Annotated in this window: 15 protein-coding genes and 1 tRNA gene; 9 read left to right on the top strand and 7 right to left on the bottom strand. The window is 72.1% G+C overall.

Features of this window, described 5'->3' with window-relative positions; translation table 11 throughout:
- Positions 1 to 181: 181 nt before the first annotated feature.
- Positions 182 to 1,414 (top strand): alginate lyase family protein, encoded by a 1,233-nt coding sequence (locus tag G3I54_RS30360; RefSeq protein ID WP_164619219.1) that lies wholly within the window; start codon positions 182 to 184, stop codon positions 1,412 to 1,414.
- 93 nt (positions 1,415 to 1,507) lie between these two features.
- Here G3I54_RS30360 and G3I54_RS30355 read toward each other — a convergent pair whose 3' ends face one another.
- Both G3I54_RS30355 and G3I54_RS30350 read right to left on the bottom strand, forming a co-directional pair.
- The gene (locus G3I54_RS30355) at positions 1,508 to 3,553 is read right to left on the bottom strand and encodes a M4 family metallopeptidase (protein ID WP_164619217.1); all 2,046 of its coding nucleotides are present in this window, start codon (positions 3,551 to 3,553) and stop codon (positions 1,508 to 1,510) included.
- A 385-nt stretch (positions 3,554 to 3,938) separates the two neighbouring features.
- Positions 3,939 to 4,529, bottom strand: a complete 591-nt coding sequence (locus tag G3I54_RS30350) for a TetR family transcriptional regulator (protein ID WP_164619215.1) — start codon at positions 4,527 to 4,529, stop codon at positions 3,939 to 3,941.
- 124 nt (positions 4,530 to 4,653) lie between these two features.
- Here G3I54_RS30350 and G3I54_RS30345 point away from each other — a divergent pair, with 124 nt between their 5' ends.
- From G3I54_RS30345 to G3I54_RS30335, 3 genes are all read left to right on the top strand, one after another.
- Positions 4,654 to 5,736, top strand: coding sequence for an NAD(P)/FAD-dependent oxidoreductase (locus tag G3I54_RS30345; RefSeq protein WP_164619213.1), 1,083 nt, complete (start codon positions 4,654 to 4,656; stop codon positions 5,734 to 5,736).
- A gap of 79 nt (positions 5,737 to 5,815) precedes the next feature.
- Positions 5,816 to 5,935 (top strand) — tRNA-OTHER (locus G3I54_RS30340).
- 200 nt (positions 5,936 to 6,135) lie between these two features.
- Entirely contained in the window at positions 6,136 to 7,185 is a 1,050-nt protein-coding gene (locus tag G3I54_RS30335) for an LPXTG cell wall anchor domain-containing protein (RefSeq protein ID WP_164619211.1), read from the top strand.
- A gap of 81 nt (positions 7,186 to 7,266) precedes the next feature.
- Here the strand turns inward: G3I54_RS30335 and G3I54_RS30330 are convergent, their stop codons facing one another.
- The 4 genes from G3I54_RS30330 to G3I54_RS30315 all read right to left on the bottom strand — a co-directional run bounded on the left by G3I54_RS30330 (position 7,267) and on the right by G3I54_RS30315 (position 11,909).
- Positions 7,267 to 7,512 carry a helix-turn-helix transcriptional regulator gene (locus G3I54_RS30330; protein WP_137233565.1) on the bottom strand — a complete coding sequence of 82 codons (246 nt, stop codon included), beginning with the start codon at positions 7,510 to 7,512 and terminating at the stop codon, positions 7,267 to 7,269.
- Positions 7,512 to 8,003 carry a DUF2975 domain-containing protein gene (locus G3I54_RS30325; protein WP_164619208.1) on the bottom strand — a complete coding sequence of 164 codons (492 nt, stop codon included), beginning with the start codon at positions 8,001 to 8,003 and terminating at the stop codon, positions 7,512 to 7,514. Before G3I54_RS30325 ends, G3I54_RS30330 begins: the two co-directional genes overlap by 1 nt.
- A 106-nt stretch (positions 8,004 to 8,109) precedes the next feature.
- Positions 8,110 to 9,993, bottom strand: a complete 1,884-nt coding sequence (locus G3I54_RS30320) for an ABC transporter ATP-binding protein (RefSeq protein WP_164619206.1) — start codon at positions 9,991 to 9,993, stop codon at positions 8,110 to 8,112.
- Positions 9,990 to 11,909 (bottom strand): ABC transporter ATP-binding protein, encoded by a 1,920-nt coding sequence (locus G3I54_RS30315; RefSeq protein ID WP_164619203.1) that lies wholly within the window; start codon positions 11,907 to 11,909, stop codon positions 9,990 to 9,992. The genes G3I54_RS30320 and G3I54_RS30315 overlap by 4 nt, the downstream gene beginning before the upstream one ends.
- A 196-nt stretch (positions 11,910 to 12,105) precedes the next feature.
- Between G3I54_RS30315 and G3I54_RS30310 the strand changes: the two genes are divergently transcribed.
- From G3I54_RS30310 to G3I54_RS30295, 4 genes are all read left to right on the top strand, one after another.
- A complete protein-coding gene (locus tag G3I54_RS30310; RefSeq protein ID WP_164619201.1) occupies positions 12,106 to 13,053 on the top strand; it encodes an ABC transporter ATP-binding protein in 948 nt (315 codons plus the stop codon).
- 109 nt (positions 13,054 to 13,162) lie between these two features.
- Positions 13,163 to 13,894, top strand: coding sequence for an ABC transporter permease (locus G3I54_RS30305; RefSeq protein WP_164619229.1), 732 nt, complete (start codon positions 13,163 to 13,165; stop codon positions 13,892 to 13,894).
- 14 nt (positions 13,895 to 13,908) lie between these two features.
- Positions 13,909 to 15,198 (top strand): sensor histidine kinase, encoded by a 1,290-nt coding sequence (locus G3I54_RS30300; protein ID WP_164619199.1) that lies wholly within the window; start codon positions 13,909 to 13,911, stop codon positions 15,196 to 15,198.
- Positions 15,199 to 15,253: 55 nt separating this feature from the next.
- Positions 15,254 to 15,907, top strand: coding sequence for a response regulator transcription factor (locus tag G3I54_RS30295; RefSeq protein WP_164619197.1), 654 nt, complete (start codon positions 15,254 to 15,256; stop codon positions 15,905 to 15,907).
- On the opposite strand, the gene glgX is transcribed toward G3I54_RS30295, so the two are convergent.
- Positions 15,883 to 18,210 carry a glycogen debranching protein GlgX gene (gene glgX, locus G3I54_RS30290; protein ID WP_164619195.1) on the bottom strand — a complete coding sequence of 776 codons (2,328 nt, stop codon included), beginning with the start codon at positions 18,208 to 18,210 and terminating at the stop codon, positions 15,883 to 15,885. The genes G3I54_RS30295 and glgX overlap by 25 nt on opposite strands.
- A gap of 152 nt (positions 18,211 to 18,362) precedes the next feature.
- Here glgX and G3I54_RS30285 point away from each other — a divergent pair, with 152 nt between their 5' ends.
- Positions 18,363 to 19,604: an Ig-like domain-containing protein gene (locus G3I54_RS30285; protein WP_164619193.1), complete on the top strand. Its 1,242-nt coding sequence runs from the start codon at positions 18,363 to 18,365 to the stop codon at positions 19,602 to 19,604.
- Positions 19,605 to 19,610: the final 6 nt, after the last annotated feature.

The raw sequence follows: 19,610 nt of genomic DNA, 5'->3' as shown, positions 1-19,610 counted from the left end.
GGTTCCTTCGTGCAGTGAACGCAGAACCTTGACGTGTCCATGGAATGGCTTTACGTTCCTGACTCATCGCAGGGTTCATCATGCGGCCCACAGTTCACACCCATGAACACCCGTGAGTATCCATCACCGCTCCTGTCGGGTCGGGCCGTCGAACCGCCACCGCACCGGAAGGCACCCCCACATGCGCACCGGCACCATCCCCCGCGTTCTCGGCACCGCCGCCGCCCTGGCCGCGCTGCTCACCACGGTCCTCGCCGCACCGGCCCTCGCGGAGAGATCCCCGGCCCCGGCGAAGGCTCCCGCCGCGGCCCCCGTCACGGCCGCCGCCCCGGCGAACTTCACCCACCCCGGCGTACTCGTCAGCCGCCCGCAACTGGACTTCGTCCGGGGCCGGGTGCAGGCGGGCGCGCAGCCCTGGAAGAGCGCCTACGACCAGATGATGGGCAGCAAGTACGCCTCGCTGACCCGTACCGCCAAACCTCGCGCGATCGTCGAGTGCGGCTCGTACTCCAACCCCAACATCGGCTGCACGGACGAGCGCGAGGACGCCATCGCCGCGTACACGCTCTCGCTGGCCTGGTACCTCACCCAGGACAGCCGGTACGCGCGGAAGGCCATCGAGATCATGGACGCCTGGTCCGCCGTGATCAAGGACCACACCAACAGCAACGCCCCGCTCCAGACCGGCTGGGCCGGCTCCTCCTGGCCGCGGGCCGCCGAGATCATCAAGTACACCTACAGCAGCTGGCCCAACTCCGGCCGCTTCGGCACGATGCTCCGCAACGTCTATCTGCCGAAGGTGACCAACGGCTCCCACTCCAACGGCAACTGGGAGCTGTCCATGACCGAGGCGGCGATCGGGATCGCGGTCTTCCTGGAGGACCGCGCCGCCTATGACAGGGCGGTGGCGAAATTCCGCGGACGTGTCCCGGCGTACATCTATGTGACCGCCGACGGCTCGCTGCCCAAGGTCGCCCCGGGCAGCGGGCTCGATACCCGGGCCAAAGTCATCAACTACTGGCAGGGCCAGTCCACCTTCATGGACGGGCTCTCCCAGGAGACCTGCCGCGACCTGACCCACACCGGCTACGGCATCTCCGCCATCTCCCACATCGCCGAGACCAGCCGCATCCAGGGCCAGGACCTCTACCCGGAGGTCGCCGACCGGCTGCGGCACGCGATGGGGCTGCACGCCAAGCACCAGCTGGGCACGCCCGTGCCGTCCTCGCTGTGCGGCGGCTCCCTCAAGGACAATCTGGGCCCGGTCACCGAGGTTGGCTTCAACGCGCTCGCCAACCGCCTCGGCTACGCGATGACCAACACCCAGACGCTGACCGAACGGCAGCGGCCCGCCGGATCGAACAACCTCTTCGTCGCCTGGGAGACCCTGACCCACGCGAACAACCCGGCCTGACGCGGCCTTTCGCACCATGACGAACGGCCCGGAAGAGGGAGACCTCTTCCGGGCCGTTCGGTCACAGCGGGTGGATCGGTCGGATCCGGTGGATCAGAAGGTGAGCTTGAAGCTGTTGATCCGTCCGGTGTCCTGCCGGGCGACGTCCTGGACCTTCAGCTTCCAGACCCCGTTGGCCACCTCGGACGAGGCGTTGACCGTGTAGGTCGCCACCACGTTGTCCGCGGAGTCGCCGGAGGAGGAGTTCTTCAGCCGGTAGGCGGTGCCGTCCGGCGCCACCAGGTCGATGACCAGGTCACCGCGCCAGGTGTGCGTGATGTTCACGTCCACCTTGAGGGCGCTCGGCGCGTTGCCGGTGACACCGGAGACGGTGACCGAGCTGGTGACGGCCGCACCGGCGTCCGGGATGTTCACGGCGGTGGTGTTCTCGAACACCTTGCCGCCCGGGTCGGGGTCGCCGCCGCCGGGGCGGGCACCCACGTTGATGCCGGCCCAGGCGTGCGCCACGGCCGCGTACTCGGGGCTGGTGGCCCCGTACAGCTCACTGGCGACCGCGAGCGTGCCGGTGCGAGCGGCGGCGTAGTTGGTCGTCGAGGTGAACTTCGTGGTGAGCGCCTTGAACCAGATCTGCAGCGCCTTGTCCCGGCCGATGCCGGTCACCGGGAGGCCGTCGGAGGTCGGCGAGTCGTAGTTGACGCCGTTGACGGTCTTGGCGCCGCTGCCCTCGGAGAGCAGGTAGAACCAGTGGTTCGCCGGGCCCGAGGAGTAGTGGACGTCGACGTTGCCGATGCCCGAGTACCAGTAGTCCTTGGACGAACCGTCCTTGGAGGGCTTGTCCATGTAGCGCAGCGGCGTGCCGTTGCCGTTGATGTCGATCTTCTCGCCGACCAGGTAGTCGCCCGGGTCCTGGGTGGTGTTGGAGTAGAACTCCACACCGGCGGCGAAGATGTCGGAGGTGGCCTCGTTGAGACCGCCGGACTCGCCGCTGTAGACGAGCTTGGCCGTGACCGAGGTCAGACCGTGCGTCATCTCGTGGGCGGCCACGTCCAGGGAGGTCAGCGGCTTGACGTTGCCGCTGCCGTCGCCGTACGTCATGCAGAAGCAGCTGTCCTGCCAGAACGCGTTGACGTAGTTGTTGCCGTAGTGGACGCGGGAGTACGCGCCGACGCCGTCACCGCGGATGCCGGAGCGGCCGTGCACGTTTTTGTAGTAGTCCCACGTCTCGGCCGCACCGTAGTGGGCGTCCGCGCCGGCCGTCTCGGCGTTCTGCGGAGTGCCGTCGCCCCAGATGTCGTCCGGTCCGGAGAACAGCGTGCCGGTGCCGGAGCTGCCCCGGTTCAGGTTGTACGTCTTGTGGTTGCCGCGCGTGGTGTCGGTCAGGGTGTACGAGGGCGCGGTGCCCAGGGTGACCTGGCCGTTGTACTGCGTGTTGCCGGTGCCGTTGTGGACGGCCTGCCACTCGTAGAGCTTCTCGCCCGAGGTGGCGTCCGTGAGCACGTGCAGCTCGTTCGGGGTGCCGTCGTGCTGGAGCCCGCCGACCACGGTCTCGTACGCGAGCTGCGGCGCGCCGCTGCCCAGCCACACCACCTTGCGCGGGGCCTCGCTGGCCTCCTTGGCCTTCGAGCCCTCGGCCTTCGCCGCGCCGAGCGCCTGCTTCTCGGCCGCGGCCGGGGCCACGTCGGCGGTGAGGCCGACGGCCTTCAGCTGCGCGCTGGTCGCCTTCGACGCCTTGCTGACGCCCTCGGTCTTCCCGGCCGCGGACTCCTTGACCACGAGGTCGCCGCCGAGGACGGGGAGGCCGTCCAGGGTGCGCTCGTAGCGGGTGTGCGTCGTGCCGTCGCGGTCCTGGACGACATCTCGGACCACGAGCTTCTCGGTGGACCCGAGGCCGAGTTCCTTGGCGGTGGCCGCCTTGGTGGCGTTCGCCTCGCTGAGCAGCTCGGCGCGCTGGGCGGGCGAGAGCTTGGCGGGCAGGGCGCCCGGGTCGGCCTTGGTGCCGGCGGTGATGCCGCCGAGCGGGGCCGAGGCCGGGGCGGAGGTGGCGGTCGCGGCGCCGGACGGAACGGCGACGGCTATGAGGGCTGCTGCGGCTATCAGAGCGCCGGTCGCGGTGGCGCGACGGCTGGGCGTGGATCTCACGCGGACTCCTTCTGCGAGGGGGGTACCGGCGGCGCTGGACGGGCCGTCCGGACGGTGCAGGCGGTGCGCAGAACGGGGTGAAGAGTGTCAGCAGATGACCGTGTCTGTCAGGAGCGCGTCAATAACTTGGCCGGTTTTCGTTCGTTGCCGGAAAGGTCATGTTCGTTAAGCGGACGTTTCACCGATCATTGCCGCAGTGTTACCGGGCGTTGTGGAGCCCGGTATTCACAGGGTGGTCACAGGTTTCGCGCGCGACGGGCACCGTACGGTCGCGGGCGGGAAGAGGCGTGATGACCGCCTGATGAGACGCCGTCGGGTTCTGGCCAGATCCGCACGTCGGAATGTGCCGGTCCGTCAGGGTGCGGCCCGGGGCGGAGCGGGGTGCTCAGGCGGTCGCGTCCGGTGGGTACACCGCGTCCAGGAGGTCGCGCACGAAGCGGTCCGGGTCGTCCAGCCCCGCCGCCGCGAGGGTGCCGGGGCCGTTCGTCAGCAGATGCGGGACCGCCGCGTGCAGGGCGAGGGTGACGACGGCGGCCCGCTGCGGGGTGACGGGCAGCCCGGCGGCGCGCTGCGCCAGCTCGAAGCCCGCGAAGTCGCCACGGGCCATCGGGTCGAGGATGCCGGAGAGCCAGGGCCGCCGGGTCGCCTCGGCCTGGAGCTCCAGCACCGCGAGCAGCCGGGCGCGGCCGGGCCCCGCGACGTTCTCCAGGAGCGAGCGGAAGAGGGCGACCAGGCCCTCGCGGTCCGTCGGCCCCGGGCGGGCGGCCAGTTGCCCGGTGAGCGCGAGGTACTGCTCCAGGCAGCGCTCCGCCACCGCGCGCAGCACCGCGTCACGGGTCGGGAAGTAGTTCTTGGTGGTGCCCGGCGGCACCTCGGCGGCCTGGTCCACGGCCCGGTGGGTCAGCCCGCGCCCGCCGTCCCGGGCCAGCACCTCGATCGCCGCGTCCCGCAGCCGGTCCCGCCGGTCCGGATTCACGCGCGCTCCCTCACTCCCGTACCGCAGCTGCCCCGGCTGTCCTTCCTTGCCGATGCTACCTCAGCTGTGGTACCACGGATGTGGTGGTTCTTCAGCGCCGGCCGACGAGCTTCGGGAGTGCGACATGACAGGAACGGCGACCGTGGTCGGCGCGGGCATCGGCGGACTGGCCACCGCGATCGGACTCCGCCGCGCGGGCTGGAGCGTGACCGTGCTGGAGCGGCGCACCGAACTGGAGCGGTACGGTGCGGCCTTCGGCATCCACCCCACCGCGCAGTCCGCGCTCGACCGGCTCGGCGTCGGCGACGCGCTGCGCGACCACGCCGTCCCCTACCGCGACGCGCACATCCGCACCCCGGACGGAACGTCGATCGCCCGCCTCCCGCTGGAGCGCATCGAACGCAAGGCGGGCCGCCCCGAACTCCTCATCTCCCGCCCGTATCTGCTCGACGCCCTGCTCGCGGGCCTCGAAGCGTTCGGCGACGTACCGCTCAAGCTCGGCGAGCGGGTCACCGACGTGGACGCCCTCGCCGCCGGGCAGGACCTGGTGATCGGCGCCGACGGCATCCGCAGCGCCGTCCGCACCGCCCGCTTCGGCGACCGCAGCGGCCCGCGCGAGGTCGGCACCGTCGCCTGGATCGGCATCGCCGACTTCGAGAGCCCGGTGCACGGCGAGACCTGGGGCAGCGGCCGCTTCTTCGGGCTGACCCCGGTCGAACCGGGCCGCACCAACTGGTACGCCACCGTGCCTGGGGCCACCACCGCCGAGGAGCTGCGCGGCTTCTTCGCCGGCTGGCACGACCCGATCCCACGCATCCTGGACGCCACCGACCCGGCCGACCGGATCCGCTACGAGATGCGCCACCTGTACCCGGCGCTGCCCTCCTTCGTCGATGCCGGGCCCTCCGCCGCCGGGCCCGACTCCTCGGCGGCCCCCGTCGCCCTGGTCGGCGACGCGGCCCACGCCATGACGCCCAACCTGGGCCAGGGCGCCTGCACCGCGATCCTGGACGCGGACGCCCTGACCCGCGCGCTCGCCGCCGCGCCCCCGGGCGCGGCGGGCGTCACCGGCGCCCTGCGCGCCTACGACCGCGAACGCCGCCGCAGCGCCCGGCGGACCGCTTTCGCCTCCCGGACCCTGCACCGCTTCATGAGCACGGAACGCACCCGGCTGCGCAACGGGGCGGTGCGGCTGCTGCCGGGCTGAGCGGGCGCGAATACGGTCGCCCGGGCCCGGCGTGCACCCTACGATCGGCGGACCGGGGCCGCGCGGCCCCGCAGGGTGCGGTGCCGTGGCCGAGCGGCCCAAGGCGATCGTGGCGGGGAAGGTCCTCCCCGCGACGACTCGATGAGGCAGGGGCGGACCTGTCCCGTCTCGTCCGCGGGTTCGAATCCCGTCGGCATCGCACCCGCCGAGTCCACACGGACGCACGCGGGTGTGAGGCGGGTCACGCAATCTCGGCCATGGCCGGATACAACCTCGCACCATCCTTGACGGTCACACCCATTGGCCTCACCCGTGTCTCCCTCCACCTTCGAACCCGGACGGCCCTCCCAGCCTTCGTGCCGCTTCGGCGGCACCCAGACTCACCGAGGACCTCAAATCATGAAGATCCGCCGCGCCCTGGCCGTCGCCGCAGCGACCGCCGTGCTCGCCCCGGTCACCCTTCTCGCGGCCCCCGTGGCCCTCGCCACCCCCGGCCCGCAGCCCGAGGCCACCGAAAGCTCCCCCGCCCCGGAGGAGTCCGCGAGCTCTCCCGCCCCGGAGGGCTCCGAGACCTCCCCCGCTCCGGAGGAGTCCGAGACGTCCCCGGCGCCCGGAGAGTCCGAGAGCTCCCCGGCCCCCGAGGAGAGCGAGACCTCCGCCGCGCCCGAGGAGTCGGAGACCGCCCCGTCCCCCTCCACGAGCGCCACCACCCCCTCGCCCTCCGCCACTTCGCCCGAGGACATCTGCGACGGCGGCGACGAGGACAGCGACCCCGTGGTCGACGAGAACGTGCGGATCTCGATCTCCGGACTGCCGTCCAAGGTCGTCGCGGGCAGCGGCTTCCACGGCTTCCGGCTGAACGTGACCAACAAGAGCGACCAGGCCTACGACCGCGTCGACGTCGGCGTCTTCGCCGCCAAGGTCGACAAGGGGACGTGGAACGACTCCAGCGGCCACCTCACGCTCCAGTTCAAGGACCCGGAGACGGGCGTCTGGACGGACATCCTGCTCGACGACGAGAACGAGGCCTCCGGCTACCTCGGCCACACCTCCCTCCGGGCCAAGGAGTCCTTCGCCATCGACCTGCGGGTGAGCGTCGCCAAGAAGTCCCCGGCGGGCACCGCCTTCGTCATCACCGCCGGCGTCTACCCCGACGCCGAGGGCGGCTGCGTCCTTGCCGACAGCCCGGGCTTCTACGAGTTCGACGTCCTGGCCGCAGGCGCCGAAGCGGGCGACCCGAACGAGGCGAAGCCCCAGGAAGGCGGCAAGAAGCCGCTCCCGGCCAAGCCCGTGGGCAACACCGAGATCAAGCCCGAGGGCACCCTCGCCCAGACCGGCTCGGACTCCGACCTGCCCCTGATCGCGACCATCGGCGGGGTGGCGATCCTCGCCGGCGCCGGTGTCGTCTTCGCCCTCGGACGGCGCCGCAAGGCCGGCGCGACCGCCTGACGGATGTGACGCCAGGGGGGTGCCGCCCGGCCGGGCGGCACCCCCCTCGTACGTCCCCCTCGTACATCCCCGGGGCGCGGTTCAGCCGTCGGCGGTGTCCTCGCCGGATTCCTCGGCGTCGTCCTCCGGCTCCCAGCGGAGCAGGTCGCCCGGCTGGCACGCGAGCACGTCGCAGAGCGCGGCGAGCGTCGCGAAGCGCACCGCCTTGGCGCGGCCGTTCTTGAGCACCGCCAGGTTGGCGGGCGTGATCCCCACACGGTCCGCGAGTTCGCCCACGGACATCTTCCGCCTGGCCAGCATCACGTCGATATCGACGGTGATCGGCATCAGATCACCTCGTCCAGCTCGGCCTGCATCTGCGCCGCTTCGACATCGCGGGCGACGGCCTGGACGAGCAGCGTCCGCAGTACGAGCACGAGGAGCGCGACCCCCAGGACGGCCACGCCCACCCCGCCCATGATGAGGGTCACGCCCGGGTCGTCCCGCTGGCCGGGCGCGTTCAGGGCCGTGACCGCGAACCATACGAGCGCGGCCGCGACGATCGCGCCGATGATGACGTCCACGTACCGGAAGGCGGCGTCGGAGAACACGGTCCCGCGTCGCACCATCGTCACCAGTCGCCATACGCAGATCAGGACGACCTGGGCCGTCCCGATGCCCAGGATCGTGATCACGCGCAGCGCGGTCAGCGGGAGCGACCCGTCCTCGGGGTCGTTCCCGCCGACCAACGCCCACACCATCAACGCCTGTACGAACACGGTGCCGGTGAGCACCACCACGAGCACGGCGCGCAGCGCACGCGCGGTCAGCTTTCCCATGGCCCATCCTTCCATCGATATGCGATGGAAATCTATCGAATTTCGATAGGTGAGGCAAGGGGGAGGCCGGAGGGCGGGCGGCGGTTTCACGCCCCGGCCCCCCGGCTCAGGCCAGACTGTCCTTCCACGTCCGGTGCAGCCCCGCGAACCGCCCCGTCCCGCCGATCAGTTCGGCGGGTGCGCCGTCCTCCACGATCCGGCCGTGCTCCATCACCAGCACCCGGTCCGCGATCTCCACCGTGGAGAGCCGGTGGGCGATCACCACCGCCGTGCGGCCGTGCAGCACCGTGTCCATGGCCCGCTGCACGGCCCGCTCGCCGGGGATGTCCAGGGAGCTGGTCGCCTCGTCCAGGATCAGCACCGACGGGTTCGCCAGCAGGGCGCGGGCGAAGGCCACCAACTGGCGCTGGCCCGCCGAGATCCGGCCGCCCCGCTTGCGTACGTCGGTGTCGTAGCCGTCCGGCAGGGCGGCGATGAAGTCGTGCGCGCCGATGGCCTTCGCGGCGTGCTCGATCTCCTCGCGGGTGGCGTCCGGGCGGCCGATCGCGATGTTCTCCGCGACCGTCCCGGAGAACAGGAACGCCTCCTGCGTCACCATCACCACGCCCCGGCGCAGCTCGGCGGTCTCCAGGTCGCGCAGGTCCGTGCCGTCCAGCAGGACCCGGCCGTCCGTCGGGTCGTAGAAGCGGGCCAGCAGCTTGGCCAGCGTCGACTTGCCCGCGCCCGTGGAGCCGACGACCGCCACCGTCCGGCCCGCCGGGATGTGCAGGTCGAAGGTGGGCAGCACCTCGCCGCCCGTACGGTAGGCGAACCGCACCCCGTCGAACGTGACGTCCCGGCCCGGGAGTTCGCCGGAGCGCGGCGGCAGCTCCCTGGGGTGGTCGGCCTCCGGGACGTTCGGCGTCTGGGCCAGCAGGCCGGCGATCTTCGTCAGCGAGGCGGCCGCCGACTCGTAGGAGTTGAGGAACATGCCCAGCCGGTCGATCGGGTCGTACAGCCGGCGCAGATACAGCACCGCCGCCGCCAGCACCCCGAGCGCCAGCGTCCCGTCCGCCACCCGGTAGGCGCCCCACAGGACCATCCCGGCCACCGCCGTGTTCGCGATCAGCCGCGAGCCGACGACATAGCGCGCCATCTCCAGGATCGCGTCGCCGTTCCGCCGCTCGTGGACGCCGTTCAGCGTGCCGAACACGGCGTCGTTGCTCCGCTCCCGGCGGAACGCCTGGACCGGGCGGATGCCGTTCATCGTCTCCGCGAACTTCACGATCACCGCCGCGATCGCCGTCGATCGCGCCGTGAACGCGACGGACGCCCGCCGCCGGTACATCCGGACCATCAGATACAGCGGTACGAAGGAGAGCGTGGCGATCGCGCCGATGCCCAGGTCCAGCCAGAGCAGCACCAGCGAGATCGACACGAACGACAGGACCACGCCGATCAGTTCCTGGAGCCCCTCGCTCAGCAGCTCCCGCAGCGACTCCACATCCGTCGTGGAGCGCGAGATCAGCCGGCCCGAGGTGTAGCGCTCGTGGAAGTCGACGCTGAGCGCCTGCGCGTGCCGGAAGATCCGGCCGCGCAGATCGAGCAGCACGTCCTGGTTGATCCGGGCGGAGGCCCGGATGAAGCCGTACTGGAGGACGCCCGCGCCGACCGAGCAGAGCGCGTAGCCGACGGCGACCGCGATCAGCGGTCCGTAGTCGTGGTCCCGGAACGCCGGAACCCCGCTGTCGATCGCGTACGCCACCAGCAGCGGGCCCGCCTGCATCGCGACCTGCTGGACCAGCAGGAGCAGGGCCGCCACCGCGACCCGGCCGCGCATCGGGGCCAGCAGCGAGAACAGCAGCGATCTCGTCGCCCCGGGCGGCGCGGGCAGGTCGTCCTGGTCGAACGGGTCGTCGGGGAGCGGCTGTTCCGGAGCGGGCGGGCTCTTCTTCCGCAGGCCGTCGTCATCGGCCGCGGGACGTGAGGCGTCATCGGTGGTCGTGGTCATCGGGCACTGCCCTCCTCGGCGGGGACCTGCCGGACGGCGGCCCGGTGGTCCTCGTGCTCGGCCTCGGGCACGGCGCCCCGGCGGCCCTCGTGCTCGGCCTCGTGGCCGACGTCGGCGAACCCGGCGCCCTCGCGCGTACGGGCCGGATCGCCGAGCTCGGCGCCCGACATCAGCCAGGCGTACTCCGCGTTGTCGCGCAGCAGCTCCTGATGGGTGCCGACGGCGGCGATCCGGCCCCCGGACAGCAGCGCCACCCGGTCGGCCAGCATCACGGTGGACGGGCGGTGCGCCACGACCACCGCCGTCGTCCGCTCCAGGACCTGCCGCAGCGCGGCCTCCACCAGCGTCTCCGTGTGCACGTCCAGCGCGGAGAGCGGGTCGTCCAGCACCAGGAAGCGCGGCTCACCGACCACGGCCCGGGCCAGCGCCAGGCGCTGGCGCTGGCCGCCGGAGAGGCTCAGGCCCTGCTCGCCGACCTCGGTGTCCAGCCCGCGCGGCAGCTCGTGCACGAAGTCGGCCTGGGCCACCGACAGCGCCCGGCGCACCTGCGCCTCGTCCGCGCCCGCCGCGCCCATCGTCACGTTCTCGCCGACCGTCGCGGAGAACAGCGTCGGCTCCTCGAACGCCACCGACACCAGCTCCCGCAGCCGCGAACGCTCCATCGTCGCGATGTCCTCGCCGTCCAGCGTGATCCGCCCGCCGGTCGCCTCGTGCAGCCGGGGCACCAGGGCGGTCAGCGTCGTCTTGCCCGACCCCGTACCCCCGACGAGGGCCAGCGTCTCGCCCGGCCGGATGTGCAGGTCGATCCCGGCGAGGACCGGCGGCGAGCCCGGCTCCGCGTCCGGATAGCGGAACTCGACGCCCTCGAACACCATCCCGGCGGCGGTGGCCGGAGCGTCCTCGCGTACGGCGACGGCCCCGGGCTCCTCCGGGACGTCCATCACCTCGAAGTACCGGTCGGTGGCGGTCGCCGACTCCTGGCTCATCGCCAGCAGGAAGCCGATCGACTCCACCGGCCAGCGCAGCGCGAGCGCCGTGGAGAGGAAGGCCACCAGCGTGCCGGCGGACAGCGATCCGTCCGCCACCTGGATCGTGCCGAGGACCAGCGCCGCGCCGATCGCCAGCTCCGGGATGGCGGTGATCAGCGCCCAGATCCCGGCGAGCAGCCGGGCCTTGCCCAGCTCCGTGGTGCGCAGCCGGTGCGACAGCGCCCGGAAGGCCTGCGCCTGGCTGCGGTGCCGGCCGAAGCCCTTGACGATGCGGATGCCCAGCACGCTCTCCTCGACGACCGTGGTGAGATCGCCGACCTGGTCCTGGGCCCGGCGCGCGACCACCGAGTACTTCGTCTCGAACAACGAGCACAGGATCATCAGCGGCACCGCGGGCGCCAGCAGCACCAGACCGAGCGTCCAGTCCTGGGCGAACAGAAGAACGAACCCGACGAGGATCGTCGTCGTGTTGACGATCAGGAAGGTCAGCGGGAACGCCAGGAACATCCGCAGCAGCATCAGGTCCGTCGTCCCGCGCGACAGCAGCTGACCCGAGGCCCAGCGGTCGTGGAAGGCGACCGGAAGCCGTTGCAGATGGCGGTACAGATCCGCCCGCATCGACGCCTCGACCCCGGCCAGCGGACGCGCCACCAGCCACCGCCGGAACCCGAAAAGCAGCGCCTCCGCGAGACCGAGCAGCAGCAGATACAGCGCCCCCAGCCACACCCCGCCCGGATCGCGGTCGGCGACGGGTCCGTCCACCATCCACTTCAGGACCAGCGGGATCACCAGCCCCAGACAGGACGCCAGGATCGCCACGAAGGCGGCGGTGAACAGGCGTACCCGCACGGGTCGGACATAGGGCCACAGGCGCAGGAGGGAGCGCACGGCGGACCGGTCCGTGCGCTCTGCAGGCTTTTCGGGCATCAGGGCCGACCCTACGTTTCACCACTGACATCGGTCCTCCCAATTTCGGCCGGACCTAGCCCCTTTCCCCGCCGCCCGTCCCACCGCGTTCCCGGCCGGTCCGCCGGGTCGTGCCCCCGCATCAGCCGATCGGCTGATGCGCCGTCGAGCGTGACGGCGGATACCGCCCGCGCCCGCCCGCCGGAACCCTGTGGACATGGCAATCATCGAAGTCAACGGGGTGCGCAAGACCTACGCGGGCCGTGCCGTGGTCGACGGCGTCTCCTTCTCCGTCGAGGAGGGCGAGATCTTCGGCATCCTCGGCCCCAACGGGGCGGGCAAGACCACCACCGTCGAATGCGTGGAGGGCCTGCGCATCCCCGACGCGGGCACGGTCAGGGTCGCCGGGCTCGACCCGGTCGCCGACCACGACCGGGTGACGCAACTGCTCGGCGCCCAGCTCCAGGAGAGCGAGCTCCAGGCCAAACTGACCGTACGGGAGGCGCTGGAGCTCTACAGCTCCTTCTACCCAGCCCCCGCCGACTGGCGGCCGCTCGTGGAGCGGCTCGGCCTCGCCGACCGGCTCACCACCCGCTTCGCCAAGCTCTCCGGCGGCCAGAAACAGCGCTTGTTCATCGCGCTCGCCCTGATCGGCAACCCGAAGGTCGTCGTGCTCGACGAGCTGACCACCGGCCTGGACCCACGCGCCCGCCGCGACACCTGGAAGCTCATCGAGGAGATCCGTGACAGCGGCGTGACCGTGCTGCTCGTCACCCACTTCATGGAGGAGGCCCAGCGCCTCTGCGACCGGATCGCCGTCATCGACCGGGGCGAGGTCGTCGCCCTGGACACCCCGTCCGGGCTGATCCGGCGGGCCACCGGCTCCACCGTCGTCTCCTTCGTCCCCTCCCGCACCCCGACCGGGCCCGAGCTGGACCGGCTCGCCGCGCTGCCGGGCGTCGCCTCGGCGACCCCGCCCGACGCGGCCGGCGTTCTCGTCCTGCACGCCACCGACGACACCGTCACCCCGCTCATCGCCCTGCTCGCCGAACTCGGCATCACCGCCCAGCGGCTGCGGATCACGGAGACCAGCCTCGACGAAGCCTTCCTCGACCTCACCGGCAACGACCTCACCGGCAACCACCTCACCGGACAGGACGCCTGACATGACCCCCGCATCGATCCCCGCATCGACCCCGGCCCAGCCCCCGACCTCTGCCCCGGCCCCGACCCGTACGCCGGAGACGGCCGCGCCCGCCCGCCGTCGCGGCCCCATGGCCGCCGTGCTGCTCACCGAGACTCGGCTCTTCCTCCGTGAACCGGGCAGCCTCTTCTGGATCCTCGCCTTCCCGACCGTCCTCCTGGTGATCCTCGGCTTCGTCCCGGCCTTCAAGGAGGCCGACGACAACCTCGGCGGGCGCCGGGTCATCGACCTCTACGTCCCCGTCTCGGTCCTGCTCGCCATGATCATGGCCGGACTCCAGGCGATGCCGCCGGTCCTCACCGCGTACCGCGAACGCGGCATCCTGCGCCGGATGTCCACCACCCCGGTGCGGCCCTCCGCCCTCCTCACCGCCCAGATCACCCTGCACGGCGCGGCCGCCCTCGGCTCGGCGCTGCTGGTCGTCGCCGTCGGCCGCGTCGGCTACGGGGTCGCGCCGCCCGGACAGCTCCTCGGCTACGCGCTGGCGCTGCTGCTCGCGGTCGCCGCCGTGCTCGCCCTGGGCGCGACGATCTGCGCCCTGTCCCGTACGACGAAGGCGGCCACCGCGGTCGGTTCGGTCGCCTACCTCGCGATGATGTTCACCGCCGGGGTCTGGGTGCCCGTCCAGGCGATGCCCGACACTCTGCGCCGCGTCGTGCAGCTGACCCCGTTCGGGGCCGCGTCGCAGGCCCTGGACCAGGCCGCCTCCGGCCACTGGCCGAACTGGGCGTACCTCGGGGTCGTCGCGCTGTGGACCGTGGTCCTGGGCATCGCGGCCGGTCGACTCTTCCGGTGGCGGTGACGGAGACTGCCCGCATGACGCAGCCGCCCTGCTCCGCTTACCCGTCCGGCGCGACGGGGCCCCGCACGATCGAGGACCGCTGGGAGCAGTTCTACCGGTACGGGCCCTACGCCGTCCTCGCCCTGTCCACCCTCGTCGGGGGCGTCGCCGCCGACCTGATCATGACCCGTACCGAGATGTACGCCGCCGGGGCCCTGGTCGCGGCGGCGCTGGGGCTCCAGGTCTGGTGGGGCCGGGCCCGGCCGCGTACCGCGCCGCGCGCCGCCGCCGGAGTGTTCTACTACGCCGCCCGGACCGTCCTCGCCTTCGCCCTGTCCTGGCTCAACCCGTTCTTCGCGATCTACGCGGCCCTCGGCTACTTCGACGTCGAACCCCTGCTGCCCAAACGGGCCGTGCGCGGCGGGCTGCTCGCCACCGCCGTCACCCTGGCCGGTTCGCAGAGCGGCGGACTGCCGCCCGCCACCCTGATGAACTGGGTCGCCTTCGGCGCGCTCTACCTCATCAACTCCGCCCTCGCCCTCTTCTTCTGGCACATCGGGATGCGGGAGGAGGAGAAGGCCCGCATCCAGGTGGAGACCATCGCCGAGCTGGAGCGCATCAACCTCCGGCTGGAGGAGGCCATGGCGGAGAACGCGGCCCTGCACGCCCAGCTCCTCGTCCAGGCCCGTGAGGCCGGGGTCGACGACGAGCGGCGCAGGCTCGCCGCCGAGATCCACGACACCCTCGCCCAGGGGCTCACCGGGATCATCGCCCAGCTCCAGGTCGTCACCTCCGTCACGGAGAGCGATCCGGCCACCGCCCGCCTCCACCTGGAGCGGGCCGCCGCGCTCGCCCGCCACAGCCTCGGCGAGGCCCGCCGCTCCGTGCACAACCTGGCCCCCGTAGCCCTGGAACACGACGAACTGGCCGGGGCGTTGAAGAAGACCGTCGCCGACTGGGCCGAACAGCACCGCGTCCGCGCCGACTTCACCGTCACCGGCACCGTCGAACCGGTCCACGACGAGATCGCCGCCACCCTGCTGCGCATCGCGGGCGAGGCCCTGGCCAACGCCGGGCGGCACGCCGGCGCCTCACGGGTCGGGGTGACGCTGTCCTTCATGGACGACGAACTGACCCTGGACGTACGGGACGACGGCCGAGGCTTCGACCCCGCGGCCGCCGCCCCGGCGAGCCGCACCGGAGGCTTCGGCCTCGGCGGCATGCGGGCCCGCGCGGAACGCATCGCGGGCGCGGTCGAGGTGGAGTCGGAACCGGGCGGCGGTACAGCCGTCTCCGCCAGGGTCCCCCTGGTCAGGCAGGAGTAAACGGCCCTGCGGCAGCCCCTGGTCAGGCAGGAGCGAGCCCCCGTACGGTGCCGTCATGACCGAGACCCCCGCCCGCACCATCAGCCTCGTCGTCGTCGACGACCACCCGGTCGTCCGCGACGGACTGCGCGGCATGTTCGCCGCCGCCCCCGGCTTCGAGGTACTCGGCGAGGCGGCGGACGGCGTGGACGCCCTCGCCGTCACCGAGCGGCTCGACCCGGACGTCGTCCTGATGGACCTGCGGATGCCCGGCGGCGGGGGAGTGGCGGCCATCGCGGAGCTGACCCGGCGCGGCGCGCGCTCGAAGGTCCTGGTGCTGACCACGTACGACACCGACTCCGACACCCTGCCCGCGATCGAGGCGGGCGCCACCGGCTACCTCCTCAAGGACGCCCCGCGCGAGGAGCTGTTCGCGGCCGTCCGGGCCGCCGCCGACGGGCGCAGCGTCCTGTCGCCCGCCGTCGCCTCCCGGCTGATGACCCGGGTCCGCACCCCCGCCGCCGACCCCGCCGGAACCGCCCTGTCGGCCCGCGAGCGCGAGGTGCTGGCCCTGGTGGCGCGGGGCACGACGAACCGGGAGATCGCCGCCGAGCTGTTCATCAGCGAGGCGACCGTGAAGACCCATCTCACCCACATCTTCGCCAAGCTGGGCGCCAAGGACCGGGCCGCGGCCGTCGCCGTCGGCTACGACCGGGGCATCCTCGGCTGAGGCCCCGGCTGCTCCACCACGCGCAGCAGCAGCACCGACCGGGCCGGCACCGTCACCTCCGTACCGCCGTCGATGACCGTCCCCGGGGCCTCCGCCTGGTCCTCCCGCGAGGTGTCCAGGACCAGTTCGTAGGCGTCCGCCCACGGCGCTCCCGGCAGTTCGAAGGCGACCGGCTCCGCGCCCGCGTGCAGCACCGCCAGGAAGCTGTCGTCGGTCACCGGCTCGCCCCGCGCGTCCCGCCCCGGAATGTCCCGGCCCGAGAGGTACAGCCCGAGCGTGGCCGCCGGTGCGTACCAGTCGCCCTCCGTCATCTCCCGGCCGTCCCGGGCGAACCACGCCAGGTCCCGCAGCCCGTCCGGGGCCTGCGCCCGGCCCGAGAAGAACGCGCGGCGCCGCAGCACTGGATGGGTCCGGCGCAAGGTCAGCACCCGGGCCGTCAGCTCGGTCAGCTCCCGCCACTCCGGCTGCTCCAGCAGCGACCAGTCCAGCCAGCCGGTCTCGTTGTCCTGGCAGTAGGCGTTGTTGTTGCCGCCCTGCGTCCGGCCCATCTCGTCGCCCGCCACCAGCATCGGCACCCCGGTGGACAGCAACAGCGTGGTCAGCAGGTTACGGAGCTGGCGGCGGCGCAGCGCGTTGATCTCCGGATCGTCGCTCTCGCCCTCCACCCCGCAGTTCCACGCCCGGTTGTCGCTGGTCCCGTCCCGGTTGCCCTCGCCGTTGGCCTCGTTGTGCTTCTGCTCGTAGCTGACCAGGTCGCGCAGGGTGAAGCCGTCGTGCGCGGTGACGAAGTTGACCGAGGCGTACGGGCGGCGGCCGCCCCAGGCGTACAGATCGCTGGAGCCGGTCAGCCGGTAGCCGAGATCCCGTACGTCGGGGAGCGCGCCGCGCCAGAAGTCCCGTACGGCGTCGCGGTAGCGGTCGTTCCACTCGGTCCACAGCGGCGGGAACGCCCCCACCTGGTAGCCGCCGTTGCCGACGTCCCACGGCTCGGCGATCAACTTGACCCGGCGCAGCACCGGGTCCTGGGCGATCACCGCGAGGAACGGCGAGAGCATGTCGACGTCGTGCATCGAGCGGGCCAGCGCCGCCGCCAGGTCGAAGCGGAAGCCGTCGACGCCCATCTCGGTGACCCAGTAGCGCAGCGAGTCGGTGATGAGCCGCAGCACCTGGGGCTGCACCACGTGCAGGGTGTTGCCGCAGCCGGTGTAGTCCGCGTAGCGGCGCGGATCGCCCTCGAGGCGGTAGTAACCCCGGTTGTCGATACCGCGCAGCGACAGCATCGGGCCGAGCTCGCCCGCCTCCGCCGTGTGGTTGTAGACGACGTCGAGAATCACCTCGATCCCGGCGTCGTGCAGTGCGCGCACCATCCGCTTGAACTCGCCGACCTGCCCGCCCGCCGTGCCGGACGCGGAGTAGTCGGCGTGCGGGGCGAAGTAGCCGATGGAGTTGTAGCCCCAGTGGTTGTGCAGCCCGCGCCGCAGCAGATGGTCCTCGTGGGCGAACTGGTGCACCGGGAGCAGTTCGACGGCGGTCACCCCGAGCCGGGTCAGGTGCTCGATCGCCGCCGGGTGCGCGAGACCGGCGTACGTGCCGCGCAGCTCGGGCGGGATGTCCGGGTGCAGCTTGGTGAAGCCGCGCACGTGCAGCTCGTAGATGACGGAGTCGGCCCACGGGGTCTTGGGCCGGCGGTCCTCCACCCAGTCGTCGTCATCGTGGACGACCACACCCTTGGGAACGTACGGGGCCGAGTCCCGGTCGTCGCGCACGGTGTCGGCGACATGCTGGTCCGGCCAGTCCCGGACATGCCCGTACACCTCGGGCGGCAGGGTGAAGGTCCCGTCGACCGCACGGGCGTACGGGTCGAGCAGCAGCTTCGCCGCGTTCCAACGGGCCCCCGTCCACGGGTCCCAGCGGCCGTGCACCCGGTAGCCGTACCGCTGACCGGGCCGCACCCCGGGCACGAAGCCGTGCCAGATCTCATGGGTGAGCTCGGTCAGCGGGCAACGGGTCTCGACGCCCCGCTCGTCGAACAGACACAGCTCGACCGCCTCGGCCCCGCCCGCCCACAGCGCGAAGTTCGTCCCCGCCACCCCGTCCGGCCCGACCCGGAAGCGGGCCCCCAACGGCATCGGGGCCCCGGGCCACACGGCGGGGGCGGACGCTCCCGACCGTACGGCGTCAGCGCGCTGCGCCTGGGCGACCTCCGCCCGCACGGCGGCCACCGCGTCCGGATCCGGCACCGGCTCCTGACCCCGCACCGGCTCCTGATCCTGTACTGCCTCCTGCTCGGCTGCGCTCGACACCGTGTAGCCTCCCGCGGCTCGTAGGACGGGCACCTTCGAGGGGGCGCGCGGCGTCCCGGCCGCGGCCCTTCGGGGTAGTCCTCCCCTCTGTTCTGCCCACCGGGCGGCCCGCACTCACGTTTCCCCCGACCGGCCCTGGTCGTTGGGGGAGCGTGAACCACACAGCGAAGAGCGCACGGGCCGGCTCGGCCGCCGTGCTGACATGGGCAGGACTGCTGACCGTGCTGGCCCTTCTGACCGGCTGCACCGACACCCGGGAGGCCGTGCTCAACGGCAAGGCGCGATCGCCCGGCGACGCGATCAGCGTCTTCCCCGAGAACGGCGCCAAGGACGTCGACGAGGAGACCCGGATCGCGGTGAAGGTCCCCGACGGGCGGCTGGAGAGCGTGAAGGTCATGCGGATCGAGGACGCGCAGCAGCAGACGGTGGCCGGGCGCATCGCCGAGGACGGGCGCTCCTGGGCCCCGGAGCCCAAGGTGGCCCGGCTCGCCCTCGCCGCGAAGTACAGCATCGACGCGGTGGCCGTGGACGCACAGGGGCGGCGCTCCGCCCGGCACGCCACGTTCACCACGCTCGTCCCCGAGCACCGCTTCATCGGCTACTTCAAACCGGAGAACCGGTCCACCGTCGGCACCGGCATGATCGTCTCCTTCTCCTTCAACCGGCCCATCGCCGACCGGGCGGCGGTCGAGAAGGCCATCCGGGTGACGTCCGATCCGGTGGTGGAGGTCGCCGGCCACTGGTTCGGCAAGGACCGGCTCGACTTCCGCCCGAAGACGTACTGGAAACCCGGCACCGAGGTCACCGTCGACATCGGACTGCGGGACGTCGAGGGCGCGCCCGGGGTCTACGGCAGCCAGGACAAGACCGTCGTCTTCACGGTCGGCCGCTCCCAGATCTCCCGGGTCGACGCGGAGGAGAAGACCATGGAGGTACGCCGCGACGGGGAGCTCGTCAGCACGGTCCCGATCACCGCGGGGGCCCCGAAGACGACCACGTACAACGGGAAGATGGTGGTCACCGAGATGCACGAGGTGACCCGGATGAACGGGGCGACCGTCGGATTCACGGACAAGAAGGGCAAGGGCGAGTACGACATCAAGGACGTACCGCACGCGATCCGGCTCACCGAGTCCGGCACCTTCCTGCACGGCAACTACTGGGCCGACGAGTCCGTGTTCGGCGAGGAGAACGTCAGCCACGGCTGCATCGGGCTGCGCGACGCCAAGGGCGGCAGCGGCTCCGCCCCCGGCGGCTGGTTCTTCGACCGGACCCTGATCGGCGACGTCGTCGAGGTGGTCAACTCCAAGGACAAGAAGGTCGCACCGGACAACGGGCTCAGCGGCTGGAACATGGGCTGGAAGAAGTGGAAGGCGGGCTCCGCCCTGCGCTGAGGCCCC

It is taken from the genome of Streptomyces sp. SID14515, from assembly GCF_010548505.1.
GTDB classification, from domain to species: domain Bacteria; phylum Actinomycetota; class Actinomycetes; order Streptomycetales; family Streptomycetaceae; genus Streptomyces; species Streptomyces caviscabies.
The sequence above is the reverse complement of the archived record's forward strand: the minus strand, read 5'-3'. Positions and strand labels throughout refer to the sequence as shown.

Excerpts from the sequence above, each read along its gene's own strand:
- G3I54_RS30335 (WP_164619211.1), top strand. The coding sequence starts at position 6,136 with ATGAAGATCCGCCGCGCCCTGGCCGTCGCCGCAGCGACCGCCGTGCTC.
- G3I54_RS30300 (WP_164619199.1), top strand. The coding sequence starts at position 13,909 with ATGACGCAGCCGCCCTGCTCCGCTTACCCGTCCGGCGCGACGGGGCCC.
- G3I54_RS30315 (WP_164619203.1), bottom strand. The coding sequence starts at position 11,909 with ATGCCCGAAAAGCCTGCAGAGCGCACGGACCGGTCCGCCGTGCGCTCC.
- G3I54_RS30295 (WP_164619197.1), top strand. The coding sequence starts at position 15,254 with ATGACCGAGACCCCCGCCCGCACCATCAGCCTCGTCGTCGTCGACGAC.
- G3I54_RS30330 (WP_137233565.1), bottom strand. The coding sequence starts at position 7,512 with ATGCCGATCACCGTCGATATCGACGTGATGCTGGCCAGGCGGAAGATG.
- G3I54_RS30305 (WP_164619229.1), top strand. The coding sequence starts at position 13,163 with ATGGCCGCCGTGCTGCTCACCGAGACTCGGCTCTTCCTCCGTGAACCG.
- G3I54_RS30320 (WP_164619206.1), bottom strand. The coding sequence starts at position 9,993 with ATGACCACGACCACCGATGACGCCTCACGTCCCGCGGCCGATGACGAC.
- G3I54_RS30360 (WP_164619219.1), top strand. The coding sequence starts at position 182 with ATGCGCACCGGCACCATCCCCCGCGTTCTCGGCACCGCCGCCGCCCTG.
- G3I54_RS30325 (WP_164619208.1), bottom strand. The coding sequence starts at position 8,003 with ATGGGAAAGCTGACCGCGCGTGCGCTGCGCGCCGTGCTCGTGGTGGTG.
- G3I54_RS30310 (WP_164619201.1), top strand. The coding sequence starts at position 12,106 with ATGGCAATCATCGAAGTCAACGGGGTGCGCAAGACCTACGCGGGCCGT.
- G3I54_RS30345 (WP_164619213.1), top strand. The coding sequence starts at position 4,654 with ATGACAGGAACGGCGACCGTGGTCGGCGCGGGCATCGGCGGACTGGCC.